The organism is Flavobacterium agri (genome assembly GCF_013401995.1).
GTDB classification, from domain to species: domain Bacteria; phylum Bacteroidota; class Bacteroidia; order Flavobacteriales; family Flavobacteriaceae; genus Flavobacterium; species Flavobacterium agri.
In genome coordinates this window covers 1-12,347 of record NZ_JACBJI010000010.1, presented here as the reverse complement: position 1 = coordinate 12,347, position 12,347 = coordinate 1, and the positions used below count along the sequence as shown (strand labels likewise).

The window sequence follows — 12,347 nt, the reverse complement described above, 5'->3', positions numbered from 1 at the left end:
AGCTTGGATCGGAAAGATACACCTAGCCCTGATGCAAGCGGATAGCCCACAGGTATTAAGGTGTGATTTTTTTGGCGCGGCGCGGCGACCGCAGGAAGCCGTGGCCGCGACTTAAAAAATAGCCTTAAGACCGAGGACTAGCAGCGGGCAGCAGGAATAAGCTTCAATAAAATCACATCAAACGCTTCTTGCGGAACTGCAACGGTGTCTCGCCGGTCATGCCCTTGAAGAATTTTACGAAGTTCGTAGGTTCGTCCCAGGCCATTAATGTGCTGATTTCTGAAACGGAAAGGTCGGTTTGCAGCAAAAGACGGCACACTTCGTCGGCAATCGCGGTTTCCATGAACTCGCAAGGTGACTTGCCGGTAGTGAGTTTTAACGTGTTGGTGAGATGTCTCGGATGGATGAACAACTTTTCGGCATACATGCTCGTGGTCATGCGGTGCGTCGATTTACCTGCGAACAATACGTCGAGATGGTCGTGGTACAATTTCATGAAGTCGGCCGTGATCTCGTCTTTGCGCGACAGGACTTTTTTCGGGATGGGCGCCGTTGTGGTTTTCATGCTTAAATATACAAAAAAGAAAGGCCACCCACAGGCAGCCTCTCTTCGGATAATCCAATGAAAAGTTAGGCGACGCGCCATCCGCTCGAAATGGCAATACGGTTCCAGTTGTTGATTGCAGAGATCATGACGATGACGTCGGCTATGTATTTGTCGTCGAAAAGTTCCTTCATGCGTGCATATGCTTCTTCAAGGCCATGGTGGTTGCTGATCAGCGTGATTTGTTCGGTCAAGGCCAAAATCGCTTTTTCCTCTTCGGTGTAAATATCGGCTTCTCTCCACGCGTTAAGCATGTAGATGCGTTGCTCGGTTTCTCCGTATTTGCGTGCGTCGGCCGTGTGCATGTTGATACAGAATGCGCATCCGTTGATTTGCGAAGCGCGGATCTTGATCAGTTCTTTGTGTGTAGTTGTCAAAGCGGTCGAAGCGATGTAATTTTCTACACCGACAAAAGCTTTGTAAGCGTCCGGGGCGGTTTTCGAAATGTTGACTCTAGTGCTCATTTTGATTTGCTTTAAAATTTATACGACAAATTTCCGACGGTTCGTTCGTAAAAAACTTGAAGTACTTCAAGAAAGGATTTTTATTAAAAAAAATTACTTCGAAATCATATTTATCGTAATATTGCAATAAATAAATAATGCGATGGGAGCGACCAAGTCTGAAAATTTTACCGAGAAACAGAACCAAATGGCGATTATGCTCAAAGCGCTAGGACATCCGGCGCGCATCGCAATCATGGAATTCCTTATGAAAACCGATTCGTGCATCTGCGGCGATATCGTGAACGAATTGCCGCTCGCTCAACCGACAGTTTCCCAACATCTAAAGGAACTCAAAAGCGCGGGCCTTATAAAAGGCAGCGTCGAAGGCACGGCGATCTGTTATTGCATAGACGAAAAAGCACTTGAAATCTTGCGTCATTATTTCGGCGGGATTTCGGAACATCTTGAAAAACGTAAAAACAATTGTTGCTGATATGAAACTATCTGAAGTCAAAAAAAGTCTCGACCATCTGGAAAGGGTCGATTTCATGCTCGAGGACGGCTCTTTCGTTCCCGAACACTTCCACGTGACCGAAATTGGGATACTCGATAAGAAATTCATCGATTGCGGCGGAACAGTAAGGCAGGATAAAGTCGCAAATTTCCAGCTTTGGGACGCGAACGATTACGAGCACAGGCTCAAGCCGCAAAAGCTGCAGCACATCATTGCGCTTTCTGAACGAATCCTCGAAATGGGTGATCTTGAAGTTGAGGTGGAATACCAATCGGACACGATAGGAAAATACGATCTCGGATTCGACGGTTCGCGATTCCTGTTACTCGCAAAACGCACCGCTTGCCTGGCCAAAGACAATTGCGGTTCGCCCGAAAAGAAAAAAGTTCGCCTTTCCGATAAAAACGTGTGTTGCGCGCCCGATGGAAACTGCTGCTAAACGTCAATTTTGGATCAAACACCGTCGATCGATCGTTATTACGTCGTCGGTGATCGTATTGCAGCTGATTTTCGGTTGGGACGCGAAATTCTGCATCATCAACCTCATTTGGTTATTATTCTGAACATGAAAAAGATATTGGTATTGTGCACGGGCAACAGTTGCCGAAGCCAGATTGCCGAAGGTTACCTGCGTCATTTCGCGAACGGTAAGGCACAGGTTTACAGCGCAGGAGTGGAAACGCATGGCGTGAACCCGAAAGCCATCGCGGTTATGGAAGACGATGGAATCGACATTTCATCGCATACGTCGAATCACATCGATGAATATCGCGACATCGACTTCGATTTCGTGATTACGGTTTGCGACAATGCGAAAGAGAGTTGTCCGTTCTTCCCGTCTCATGCGCAGAAATTCCATCAGAACTTTTCCGATCCTGCGAAAATACAAGGTTCCGATGCGGAAATTTGGTCGGGATTCGTGAGTGTTCGCGATATGATCAAAGCGTTCTCGCGCGATTTCGTTTCGGCTAATTTGTAAATGCCCGATTCGAAATAAGGTCAATCGACGGTCATCTTTAAACCTTGCCCGCACGGATCTTACTCAAAAGTTCCGCCGAAAAATCCAAATACGAAGCCAGCATGTATTGCGGGACGCGCTGCACGAAATCGGGAAATTGGCTGCTCATGTTGTGATAGCGCTCCTCGGCCGACATCGAGAACAGGTATTGGATACGCCTTTGTGCGGCTCCGACGGCTTTTTGGTAGCACAATCTGAAATACCGCTCGAGTTTCGGGATTTGGACAAGAATCGGTTCCAACTGTGATTTCTGGACTACTACAATCTCACTGTTTTCTACGGCCTGGACAGAGAATTCGCTTGGGGTATCGTTGTGGTAGGCCAGATAATCGCCCATCCACCAGTTTTCGATTACGAATTGATGGGTTTGCTCATTCCCTTTTTCATTGACGAGATACAACCGCAAGCAGCCTTTGAGTACAAAAAAGAGTTTATCACCCGGTTGTCCGGCATGCAAAAGATGTTCTTTTTTTTTGGCTTGTACGACAGAAAGCCCCGACAACAGCAATTGTTTTTCGCTGTCGTCAAGGCTTACGAATTTGTCTATATGTGCGAGCAGGTTTTGCATACACAAATATAGTTTATCGTTTTGAACGTTTATGTGCTAACGTTTATAGACGGACTACGATTTTTCCTCTCGTGCGACCGGATTCGACACTTTCGTGGGCTTTTGGTAGATCTTCGAAGTCATATACCTGAGAAATCTCGACTTTCAATTGATTAGAATCGAGCCAATCGGCGATTTGTTCCATGCCTTCCCCGTCGCTGTGTACCATGTGGAAACCAAGCGTTACATTGCGTTTCTTAAGGTTTTCGGAAAGGTCTTCGTTATTCGCGCCCGATGGAAGTGTGTAGATTATCCCGCCATCGCTTACGGTATCCGAAAGTTTTTTGAGGTTTTCACCCGAAAGCGTGTCCAATGCGAAATCGAATCCGCGTGCGTCTTCATAAGGTGTTTGATGATAATCGATGACATGGTCGGCGCCAAGCGATTTGACGAAGTCGATGTTTTTGGTAGATGTGATCGCGGTTACTTCGTTGCCAAGTATTTTGGCGATCTGTACTGCAAAATGTCCGACACCGCCCGCAGCAGCCTGAATGATTACTTTATCTCCGGGCTTTACGTTTGGTTCTAGGATTTGTAAAGCGGTCAACGGAGCAAGCGTTGCGGCTGCCGCTTTCTCGAACGAAATGTTTTTGGGTTTCAACGCGATCTGGTCGGCTGGTGCGACGACATGATCGGCATATGCTTTTCCGAGACCCGGAAAGTTGACCATGCCGAAAACTTCGTCCCCGGGTTTGAATTGGGTGACGTCGGCACCGACCGATTCTACGATTCCGGAAACGTCCCAACCTAAAATCAATGGCAATTCGTCTTTGAATCTGCCAAAAATCCCTTTACCGGCTCGAGATTTCGCATCGACAGGGTTTATGGAAATGGCTTTGGTCGCAATAAGGATTTCGTTCGCTAAAGGTTGCGGTTTGTCGACTTCGGTAAGTTTGAGATTCGATATCGGTCCGGGTTCAAATAAAAGATAAGCTCTGCTCATGGTTTTGTGTTTTTGCGGATTCGGTTTTTTCCGACTCCAAATTTTAAACTATAAAAATTATAGTAACAAAAATATTTATAGTTTTTTATCTTTGCAATAACTATCAAAAAGGATAGGTTCAAAAAAAATGACGATCGATTGTAAAAACGAACAGTATATCCTCGACGGAAAGCAGTTTCCGTGCAGTACGAGCATCACGATGGAATTTATCGGAGGCAAATACAAAACCGTAATCCTGTTTCATCTGAGAAACGGAGCGTTGCGTTATAACGAGTTGCGCAAATTCATGCCCGTCGTTACGGAACGCACGCTAAGTCTGCAATTAAAACAGCTCGAAGAAGACGGCTTGATAAAACGCACGGTCTACACTTCAAAACCGCCGCTCAAAGTCGAATATGAACTGACCGATTTCGGAAAGACTTTAGTCCCGATGCTCGAAGTCATCGCGGAATGGGGAAGAGGTGTCGCGGCCCAAAAAGCGACCGTCGCCAAAATTTAAGCTTTCAGGTTGTCGATTTCGTTTCGCAATGCCAATGCCGCGTGGTGAACGGAAACGAGCCAATCTTCGGCTGCTGCGCCGTCTGCTCCGTCCGAAATATATTTGAGGCACAGGAACGGGATGTTTTCTTTTTTGGCAATCAGCGCGAGCGGATAGGCTTCCATATCGATCACGTTGTATTCTGTGTTGACGTGCGAAGTCTCGAAAAAATCGCCTGTGCCGCAAATGCCTTGAGGTAGGTTTTCGACGGAAATTCCATATTCCAAAACCGGATCTTCTCCCGAAAAAGGCGTTTCGAATTTTTTATAACCCAACGCCTGAACGTCCATGTCGCGTTGGATGAATTTAGTGCAGTTGATCACGCTTCCTCTGGCAAATTCTGTACTTCCGGCCGAACCGAGGTTTACGATAATACTTGGTTTTTCAATTTCGAGGCGCTTCATCAAATTGTATGTGGAAAGGACTTTTCCGACGCCGACGAAGGCATTGTTACTGTCTTCGAATGCCGATGCGGCTTCTATTTCGAGTGCGAAAACGAAAAGGGGATTTTGGGAAAGGAGTTTTTTGAGCATGTGTGGATTCTATAAATAAAAATCCCGCCTTGTGAGCGGGATTTGAGTAAGTCATTCCTAGTTTATAAAAAACGTTTATTTTACTTTGTTCACGATGGCTTTGAAAGCCTCAGGGTGATTCATCGCAAGATCGGCAAGAACTTTACGGTTCAACTCGATGTTGTTTTTCTTCACCAATCCGATGAACTGAGAGTAAGACATTCCTTCCAAACGTGCACCGGCGTTGATACGCATGATCCACAATGAACGGAAATTTCTCTTTTTCGCTTTGCGGTCGCGGTATGCGTACTGCATTGCTTTCTCGACAGCGTTTTTGGCTACTGTCCAAACGTTTTTACGACGACCAAAGAAACCTTTGGCTTGCTTCAATACTTTTTTTCTGCGAGCTCTTTTAGCTACGGAGTTTACTGATCTTGGCATACTTTTCTTGTTTTTTGCAGCAGGCGTCCTGAATTGAATCGAAGGAACTTAAAGCCCGTTACAGGGTTATAAATGATTAACCGATCAACCGACTATCGATTGACGACAACATTTTGGTCTTAGATAAGACGCAATTGTTGCTTAACGCTTTTTTCGTCAGTCTTGTGAACAAGAGCTGAATGAGTCAACGCGAGCTTACGCTTTTTAGACTTCTTGGTAAGGATGTGGCTTTTGAAAGCGTGTTTCCTTTTGATTTTTCCAGAACCTGTCACTTTGAAGCGTTTCTTGGCGCTGGATTTGGTTTTCATTTTAGGCATGATTCCTAATTATTGTGGTTTGACTTACTTTTTTGCTGTAAGCTTTAAGCATTATGCTGTAAGCTTTACGTCCGATGAAAAGACAAATCCGTTTTCTTTACGGCTATTCTTTTCAGGAGCTAATCCGGCTGTTCGCTTTTAGCTTTCTTGAAAACCGCCGCTTTTTCAGCATTTGCGAAGAGCTTCCGCTGGTCGCTTCCGCAAAAGCGAAAAATCTGGTCGTTTTCTGCAAAAGGCTAACCGCTGCCATCCGGGCTAGGCTTTAGTGGTTGCGGCAAGTTTTCGTTTCAGTCAGCTACTGCTTTCTGCTACTGCCTGCTGCGACTTATTTCTTCTTCTTCGGCGCGATGAACATGATCATACGCTTTCCTTCGAGAACCGGCATCGCTTCTACTTTGCCCCATTCTTCAAGGTCGGTTGCAAGTTTCAAAAGCAGGATTTGCCCTTGGTCCTTATAGATGATCGAACGTCCTTTAAAGAATACGAAAGCTTTTACTTTCGAGCCTTCTTTTAGGAATTTCTCGGCGTTCTTGCGCTTGAACTCGTAATCGTGATCGTCTGTCTGCGGCCCGAAACGGATTTCCTTGATCGTCACTTGCGTAGACTTCGCTTTCAAGGCTTTGTCGCGTTTCTTCTGCTCGTACACGAACTTTTTGTAGTCCATGATTTTACAGACAGGCGGGACTGCGTTCGGAGAAATCTCTACCAGATCCAGTTCCTGCTCATCAGCCATGCGCAAAGCGTCGGTCAATTTGACGACTATCGGCTCTGCACCTTCACGGATGAGACGTACTTCGTGAACCCCACGAATATGTTGGTTGATGCGGTGCGCATCCTTTTTTTCTACACGGGCCGGACCCCTGTTGTTGCTTCTTAATGCTATGGCTTTAAAAAATTAAATTTATACTTTGATTTAGTGTCAGTTAGACCCGAAAGTCTTTAGTGTTGTGCTGATTTCATCATTGACCATCTTGGCGAATTCCTCGATTGTCACGGTGACATTGCCTTTGCCTTCCTGGCCGTGGCGTCTCACCGAAATCGTGCCGTTCTTTTCCTCTTCTTCCCCGACAATGAGCATGAAAGGGAATTTTTTGGTCTCGGCTTCACGGATTTTCTTCCCGATCGTCTCGTTGCGATTGTCAATTAGGGCGCGAATTTCGTGATTTTCGAGCAAATCCAAAACTTTTTTCGCATAATTTTCATACTTCTCACTCAAAGACAGGATGATAGCCTGCTCGGGCATCAACCAAAGTGGGAAGTTTCCTGCCGTGTGTTCGAGAAGGATCGCAATGAAGCGTTCCATCGATCCGAAAGGCGCGCGGTGGATCATGACCGGACGGTGCAATTCGTTGTCCGAACCTTTATACGTCAATTCGAAACGCTCCGGCAAGTTATAATCTACCTGAATTGTTCCGAGTTGCCATTGGCGACCCAAAGCATCTTTGACCATGAAGTCGAGTTTCGGACCGTAAAACGCCGCCTCGCCCGATTCGATCACGTAGTTCAAACCTTTGTCGCGAGCCGCGTTGATGATCGCTTGCTCGGCTTTTTCCCAATTTTCGACCGAACCGATGTATTTATCGGGATTGTCCAGGTCGCGAACCGAAACCTGGGCCGTGAAATTCTCGAATCCGAGCGATCCGAAAACATACAACACCAAGTCGATCACGTTCTTGAACTCGGCGTCCAACTGATCTGGCGTACAGAAAATGTGGGCATCGTCCTGAGTGAATCCGCGAACGCGTGTCAATCCGTGCAATTCGCCCGATTGTTCGTATCTGTAAACCGTTCCGAATTCTGCATAACGCTTCGGCAAATCCTTGTACGACCAAGGCTTCACGGCGTAAATCTCGCAGTGGTGCGGACAGTTCATCGGCTTCAAAAGGAACTCTTCACCTTCGGCCGGCGTGTGGATCGGCTGGAAAGAATCCGCGCCGTATTTCGCATAGTGACCGGAAGTCACGTATAAATCTTTTTGTCCTATGTGTGGCGTCACGACTTGCTCGTAACCCGCTTTTTTCTGGGCTTTTCTAAGAAATTGCTCCAAACGGTCGCGCAATGCGGCACCTTTCGGTAGCCACAAGGGCAGACCTTGACCTACTTTCTGGGAGAACGCGAACAATTCGAGTTCCTTTCCGAGTTTTCTGTGGTCGCGTCGTTTGGCTTCTTCGAGAAGTTCGAGGTAATCGGTCAGGTCTTTCTGTTTTGGGAACGAGATGCCGTAAACACGTGTCAGCTGCTTGTTCTTCTCGTCTCCTCTCCAATAGGCACCCGCAATCGACATGATTTTCACGGCCTTGATGATACCAGTATTCGGGATGTGTCCGCCTCGGCAAAGATCGGTGAACGTAGAATGGTCGCAGAACGTGATCGTACCGTCTTCGAGGTTTTCGATCAATTCTACCTTATATGGATTGTTTTCTTTCTGGTAAAAAGCAAGCGCATCGGCTTTCGACGAGGAACGCATCCTGAATTCGTATTTACCGCGTGCGATGTCGAGCATCTTGTCTTCGATGGCCTTGAAATCGGCATCGGTAATTTTGTTGTCGCCGAAATCGACGTCGTAATAGAAGCCGTTCTCGATCGCCGGACCGATCGTCAGCTTCACGCCCGGATACAATTCCTGGAGCGCCTGAGCCAAAACGTGCGATGTGGAATGCCAGAACGCTTTTTTACCGTCCTTGTCGTTCCATGTATAAAGAACCAAAGAACCGTCGGTCGTGAGTGGCGTTTCGGTTTCTACGGTCGTGCCGTTGAAAGACGCAGAAATTACGTTTCTGGCCAAACCTTCGCTTATGCTTTTGGCGACATCCATAGGAGTTGCGCCATTTTCAAACTCTTTTACCGAGCCGTCGGGCAATGTTATCTTGATCATGATTTGAAATTAGGTTTGCAAATATAGGTGATTTGGTGGTAACGTGAAAGGTGTGGAAGAGGTGAGAGTGTTGGTGAATGGTGAAATGTGAATAGTGAAATGTGAGATGAGAGATGAGGATGTGGTTGGTAATTTGTCTTTTTGGCGATAATTCCACTGTAGTGCGTTAAGGATGGCGGCTTTGTTTGAGCTCTTTTGGTTCCGAGCGCAGTCGAGGAACCAAAAAGCGAGTGCCGACAGCCTGACCCGAAAACAAAAAAGCAGCCCGTTGAAAGCTGCTTTTTGTTTTTGGGTAACGCCCAAATCAAAGATCGATGCGAAGTGCGACCGATATCACGTTTTCTTTCTGAGGTCCGTGCTTGAATAAAGGGTTCAGGTCGTATTTTACGTAAATCGCCGTCGGACCGAATCCTACATATGCGCCGACTCCATACACGAAATTGCTCGCGTTGAACGAACGTCTTTGAACGTCTTCGATCTTGCGTCCGTCTTCGCGGTAGCGCAACGTCTGGTTTTGCCACAGGTTCATTCCAGCGTAACCTCCGATGCCGAATTTCCAGTCGTTGACCGTCGAATAACGCACGCGGTCGTAATATTCAAGTTTTTTGGAGTTCCCGAATTCGAGATAAGCCGGAAAAACGAGGTTGGTGATACGGAGTTTTTGATACTTCAGATGTTCTGGAAAGGTTTCGAAATTCGTTTGGTCGCCGTCGACGGTTACGTATCTGTTGCCAGAAAGCGTGAACGCATGCACTTGAAGTGACGCTCCGTAAGCCAAACGCCAAAAATTGGAATCCTTGAGCAATCGCGTGCGGAACGTGAATCCGAGTTCGGCAAATCCGCTTTTCCAGATTTTATACGGCGATTCCTTTAGCGACCTTTCGCCCGAAAGTGCGTTAGAAATCCCGCCGGCCACGACAACGTCCGTATAAGTACGCTTGTCGAATTGCACTTTTTTGCTTCGGTTTTCATATCCGATCCCGAAAAGCGTGCTGCCGTTGTCGTCGTATGAATTGCCGAGACCGAGTTCTAGGGTTTTTCCGCCGTCGTAGTCGAACGTCCATCGGCTGCCTCTTTCGAGCAATTGCTTTTGGTTTTCGACGATCGCAAGCTTGTTGTCGATGTTGAGCGCGGCTTCTTTTGCGGCGTCTTCTTTGAGTTTTTGGGCTTCTTCAGCCGTGATTTCCTTTTTCTCGAGCTTTTCGTTGATACGGTTGAGCGCTTGCTTGAGCTTGAATTTTTCGTGCTTTTCGATGCGTTCCTTTTCGGCTTCCAGATCCTTGAGCGCATAATCCTTGTTCCTTTTCTCGAATTGGAGCGCGGTCGAGTCTTTGTCCTTCGAGATCGTGTTCTCGGTGTTGTTCTGGGCGTTTGCGACAGACATGCAAAGTCCGGTCGCCAGCAAGGCGAAAATGATTTTTTTCATGATGATTGTTTTAGTGGGTTTGATCAATGGCTGCTTAGGGCCACTTTGATTTTCTTGTGTTTGAACAGGTTTTCTAATACGCCGGTGCGGAAATTTTCGTCGATTTCAGATTCGCTGTCTTTTAAAAGTGCCGTCGCGTCGGTGCGTTTGGAAAGGCCGTTGCCCGCGGCGATTTCCTTGCGCGCTTTTTCTATGAGAAGGTCTACGTCGTCGGCGTCGACTTTTTTACCCGAATCGATCATGAGCACGACAGTGGATGTGATCTTGTCTTCGATTCCATGACGTCTTACATCGGCCGAAGCCAGAGTCAGTGTTTGTTGTTTCGGAAGTTCGGGTTTTGCGGTTTGCGTATTGGCAGGTTCGGCGATCTCGGTCTTTCGCGGCGTTATGGTCGCGATTTGCTCTTTGGCGGAAGGTTCGGGAAGTTCGATTCCCGCTTTTGTTTGCGCAGGTTTCGATGGATTGTTTTCGGATTTTACGATCTCAGTCGGTATTTCGGTTTCCTGATTTCCGATTTGCATCCACAAAATACCTAATCCCAAAACGAATAATGCCGCTATCCAATACCTTATATAGGTAGGTCTTTTTTTGGTTTTTCCTCTTTGTAGGTTCACGCGTTCCCAAGCATTGCTTGAAGGTTCGATCGTCCTTTGGTTCAATTTGTGGCTCAGTTCTTTTTCAAAATCCTTTTCCATGTGCCGTGTTTTTTTGGTTTTCCAATTGTTGTTGCAATACTTTGCGCGCCTTGAAAAGTTGCGATTTGGACGTGCTTTCCGAAATTCCGAGCATATCGGCTATGTCTTTGTGGCTGTAGCCTTCAACCGCATACATGACCAAAACCGTGCGATAACCGTCGGGCAAGGCATCTATGAGCAGTTGGAGCGCATCCGTATCGAAATCGTCAGGATTCGCGTCGATGCTTACGAAAGCCGCTTCTTCCACTTCGGCGAACTGCATCTGTTTGCGGCTTCTCAGGAAATCGATGGCTTCGCGGACCATGATGCGCCTGATCCAACCTTCAAAACTTCCTTCGAACCGAAAACGGTGCAAGTTGTCGAATACTTTGGTGAAGCCCGTGATCATCACGTCTTCGGCATAATGCAAGTCGGAAATGTAATTGCGGCATACGCTAAGCATACGGGGCGCGTGTTTCTTGAACAGCTTTTCCTCGGCTTTCGGGTCGCGTTTGAGCGCCTTCTTGATCAGCGTTTCTTCCGATTCGTGTAGCGTGATTATCTTCAACTTTGTCGTGTTTCTATTGCATAGACGGAAATGCAAATGTAGAAGTTGCCTCGTATTTGAAATTTTTATTTTTTTTCGGATATGTCGGTGGCCATTACATTGCTTTCCGTCATCTGCATTCTGATTATCTTTATCCGATGGAACAATACTCATTCGCCATCTGTCCGCCTCCTTATATAATAGGACAGGTAAAAGATATGAAACAGCAACTCAGGAATGCGCTCGGGAAAAGATTCGGCAGCGTCAATTCCGATGCGCATGTGACCTTTAATGTTTTTCGATGCGACGCCCGGGAACTTGAAAGCCGTATTAAGGCCGTACAATTGTTTTGCGGACAGGTCGGTTCGAAGGAAATCCGCTTCGACGGATACGGCAATTATCCCAATGGTGCTTTTTTTCTTTCGCCCGATAAAGACGCTACTATATATATAAGGTACATCATGGGGGTTTTTCATAAGATGCATGCTGCTTTCGCGTCCAAGAAATCCGAAGACCCGCATATGAGCATCGCGCGCCAGTTGTCTTCGGGTGAATTGGAAACGGCCAAAGAGCTGTTTTCTGGCGTTCCCGATCTGGTTTTCGATTGCGACCGTATCAGTTTACGCAGGTTTAACCATTCCAGAATGCAGTATGACGTGGTCGCTGACTTTGTTTTTTCGGGCTTCCGCACAGAAGGCGAGGAGCAGCTAAGCTTGGAATTGTGACATCTGGTGTGATAGCCTTGAAAATCTTTTGAAAATTTTCAAATCGTAAACGTTTCGTTATCTAATGGTTATGAATATTTTCAAAAAAACCTCAAAAAAACTTGCCTCAAAAACTTGCGGGAGCGGAAAAAGTGGCTACTTTTGCACCCGCAATCAGCGA

General features: G+C 46.7%; 17 protein-coding genes. 5 read left to right on the top strand and 12 right to left on the bottom strand.

All coding sequences use genetic code 11. The annotated features are described in order from the left end of the window. Positions 1-172: 172 nt before the first annotated feature. Both HZF10_RS17170 and HZF10_RS17165 read right to left on the bottom strand, forming a co-directional pair. On the bottom strand, positions 173-565 hold the full coding sequence (locus HZF10_RS17170; protein ID WP_176007473.1) for a helix-turn-helix domain-containing protein: 393 nt from the start codon (positions 563-565) through the stop codon (positions 173-175). Between the two features lie 65 nt (positions 566-630). Further along, positions 631-1,068 carry a carboxymuconolactone decarboxylase family protein gene (locus tag HZF10_RS17165; protein WP_176007472.1) on the bottom strand — a complete coding sequence of 146 codons (438 nt, stop codon included), beginning with the start codon at positions 1,066-1,068 and terminating at the stop codon, positions 631-633. Positions 1,069-1,210: 142 nt separating this feature from the next. On the opposite strand from HZF10_RS17165, the gene HZF10_RS17160 reads away from it, so the two are divergent. The 3 genes from HZF10_RS17160 (at position 1,211) to HZF10_RS17150 (ending at position 2,543) form a co-directional block, all read left to right on the top strand. Continuing rightward, the gene (locus HZF10_RS17160; RefSeq protein ID WP_176007471.1) at positions 1,211-1,543 is read left to right on the top strand and encodes an ArsR/SmtB family transcription factor; all 333 of its coding nucleotides are present in this window, start codon (positions 1,211-1,213) and stop codon (positions 1,541-1,543) included. A 1-nt stretch (position 1,544) separates the two neighbouring features. Continuing rightward, complete coding sequence (locus HZF10_RS17155; protein WP_176007470.1) at positions 1,545-2,003, top strand: DUF6428 family protein; 459 nt, start codon at positions 1,545-1,547, stop codon at positions 2,001-2,003. Between the two features lie 126 nt (positions 2,004-2,129). After that, positions 2,130-2,543 (top strand): arsenate reductase ArsC, encoded by a 414-nt coding sequence (locus HZF10_RS17150; protein ID WP_176007469.1) that lies wholly within the window; start codon positions 2,130-2,132, stop codon positions 2,541-2,543. A 37-nt stretch (positions 2,544-2,580) separates the two neighbouring features. On the opposite strand, the gene HZF10_RS17145 is transcribed toward HZF10_RS17150, so the two are convergent. Both HZF10_RS17145 and HZF10_RS17140 read right to left on the bottom strand, forming a co-directional pair. Next, positions 2,581-3,150, bottom strand: a complete 570-nt coding sequence (locus HZF10_RS17145) for a Crp/Fnr family transcriptional regulator (RefSeq protein ID WP_176007468.1) — start codon at positions 3,148-3,150, stop codon at positions 2,581-2,583. A gap of 43 nt (positions 3,151-3,193) precedes the next feature. Continuing rightward, the gene (locus tag HZF10_RS17140) at positions 3,194-4,132 is read right to left on the bottom strand and encodes an NADP-dependent oxidoreductase (RefSeq protein ID WP_176007467.1); all 939 of its coding nucleotides are present in this window, start codon (positions 4,130-4,132) and stop codon (positions 3,194-3,196) included. A gap of 127 nt (positions 4,133-4,259) precedes the next feature. On the opposite strand from HZF10_RS17140, the gene HZF10_RS17135 reads away from it, so the two are divergent. Beyond that, positions 4,260-4,631 carry a winged helix-turn-helix transcriptional regulator gene (locus HZF10_RS17135; protein ID WP_176007466.1) on the top strand — a complete coding sequence of 124 codons (372 nt, stop codon included), beginning with the start codon at positions 4,260-4,262 and terminating at the stop codon, positions 4,629-4,631. On the opposite strand, the gene HZF10_RS17130 is transcribed toward HZF10_RS17135, so the two are convergent. The 8 genes from HZF10_RS17130 to HZF10_RS17095 form a co-directional block, all read right to left on the bottom strand. Beyond that, positions 4,628-5,203 (bottom strand): 5'-methylthioadenosine/S-adenosylhomocysteine nucleosidase family protein, encoded by a 576-nt coding sequence (locus tag HZF10_RS17130; RefSeq protein WP_176007465.1) that lies wholly within the window; start codon positions 5,201-5,203, stop codon positions 4,628-4,630. The two genes, HZF10_RS17135 and HZF10_RS17130, sit on opposite strands and share 4 nt — an antisense overlap. 75 nt (positions 5,204-5,278) lie before the next feature. Beyond that, positions 5,279-5,623, bottom strand: a complete 345-nt coding sequence (gene rplT, locus HZF10_RS17125; protein ID WP_176007464.1) for a 50S ribosomal protein L20 — start codon at positions 5,621-5,623, stop codon at positions 5,279-5,281. Positions 5,624-5,742: 119 nt separating this feature from the next. Then, complete coding sequence (rpmI, locus tag HZF10_RS17120) at positions 5,743-5,940, bottom strand: 50S ribosomal protein L35 (RefSeq protein WP_176007463.1); 198 nt, start codon at positions 5,938-5,940, stop codon at positions 5,743-5,745. A 325-nt stretch (positions 5,941-6,265) separates the two neighbouring features. After that, positions 6,266-6,823, bottom strand: a complete 558-nt coding sequence (gene infC / locus HZF10_RS17115) for a translation initiation factor IF-3 (protein ID WP_176007509.1) — start codon at positions 6,821-6,823, stop codon at positions 6,266-6,268. A gap of 36 nt (positions 6,824-6,859) precedes the next feature. Next, a complete protein-coding gene (gene thrS / locus HZF10_RS17110) occupies positions 6,860-8,815 on the bottom strand; it encodes a threonine--tRNA ligase (RefSeq protein ID WP_176007462.1) in 1,956 nt (651 codons plus the stop codon). Between the two features lie 304 nt (positions 8,816-9,119). Beyond that, the gene (locus HZF10_RS17105; RefSeq protein ID WP_176007461.1) at positions 9,120-10,241 is read right to left on the bottom strand and encodes a hypothetical protein; all 1,122 of its coding nucleotides are present in this window, start codon (positions 10,239-10,241) and stop codon (positions 9,120-9,122) included. Positions 10,242-10,264: 23 nt separating this feature from the next. Continuing rightward, on the bottom strand, positions 10,265-10,936 hold the full coding sequence (locus tag HZF10_RS17100) for a hypothetical protein (protein ID WP_176007460.1): 672 nt from the start codon (positions 10,934-10,936) through the stop codon (positions 10,265-10,267). Further along, positions 10,920-11,483 carry an RNA polymerase sigma factor gene (locus HZF10_RS17095; protein ID WP_176007459.1) on the bottom strand — a complete coding sequence of 188 codons (564 nt, stop codon included), beginning with the start codon at positions 11,481-11,483 and terminating at the stop codon, positions 10,920-10,922. The genes HZF10_RS17100 and HZF10_RS17095 overlap by 17 nt, the downstream gene beginning before the upstream one ends. Before the next feature lie 137 nt (positions 11,484-11,620). Between HZF10_RS17095 and HZF10_RS17090 the strand changes: the two genes are divergently transcribed. Continuing rightward, a complete protein-coding gene (locus tag HZF10_RS17090; protein WP_176007458.1) occupies positions 11,621-12,187 on the top strand; it encodes a 2'-5' RNA ligase family protein in 567 nt (188 codons plus the stop codon). The last annotated feature ends 160 nt before the right edge of the window (positions 12,188-12,347 follow it).

Bases quoted from the DNA above. Each gene is read 5' to 3' on its own strand.
- HZF10_RS17170 (WP_176007473.1), bottom strand. From the start codon at position 565: ATGAAAACCACAACGGCGCCCATCCCGAAAAAAGTCCTGTCGCGCAAA.
- HZF10_RS17165 (WP_176007472.1), bottom strand. From the start codon at position 1,068: ATGAGCACTAGAGTCAACATTTCGAAAACCGCCCCGGACGCTTACAAA.
- HZF10_RS17160 (WP_176007471.1), top strand. From the start codon at position 1,211: ATGGGAGCGACCAAGTCTGAAAATTTTACCGAGAAACAGAACCAAATG.
- HZF10_RS17155 (WP_176007470.1), top strand. From the start codon at position 1,545: ATGAAACTATCTGAAGTCAAAAAAAGTCTCGACCATCTGGAAAGGGTC.
- HZF10_RS17150 (WP_176007469.1), top strand. From the start codon at position 2,130: ATGAAAAAGATATTGGTATTGTGCACGGGCAACAGTTGCCGAAGCCAG.
- HZF10_RS17145 (WP_176007468.1), bottom strand. From the start codon at position 3,150: ATGCAAAACCTGCTCGCACATATAGACAAATTCGTAAGCCTTGACGAC.
- HZF10_RS17140 (WP_176007467.1), bottom strand. From the start codon at position 4,132: ATGAGCAGAGCTTATCTTTTATTTGAACCCGGACCGATATCGAATCTC.
- HZF10_RS17135 (WP_176007466.1), top strand. From the start codon at position 4,260: ATGACGATCGATTGTAAAAACGAACAGTATATCCTCGACGGAAAGCAG.
- HZF10_RS17130 (WP_176007465.1), bottom strand. From the start codon at position 5,203: ATGCTCAAAAAACTCCTTTCCCAAAATCCCCTTTTCGTTTTCGCACTC.
- rplT (WP_176007464.1), bottom strand. From the start codon at position 5,623: ATGCCAAGATCAGTAAACTCCGTAGCTAAAAGAGCTCGCAGAAAAAAA.
- rpmI (WP_176007463.1), bottom strand. From the start codon at position 5,940: ATGCCTAAAATGAAAACCAAATCCAGCGCCAAGAAACGCTTCAAAGTG.
- thrS (WP_176007462.1), bottom strand. From the start codon at position 8,815: ATGATCAAGATAACATTGCCCGACGGCTCGGTAAAAGAGTTTGAAAAT.
- HZF10_RS17105 (WP_176007461.1), bottom strand. From the start codon at position 10,241: ATGAAAAAAATCATTTTCGCCTTGCTGGCGACCGGACTTTGCATGTCT.
- HZF10_RS17100 (WP_176007460.1), bottom strand. From the start codon at position 10,936: ATGGAAAAGGATTTTGAAAAAGAACTGAGCCACAAATTGAACCAAAGG.
- HZF10_RS17090 (WP_176007458.1), top strand. From the start codon at position 11,621: ATGGAACAATACTCATTCGCCATCTGTCCGCCTCCTTATATAATAGGA.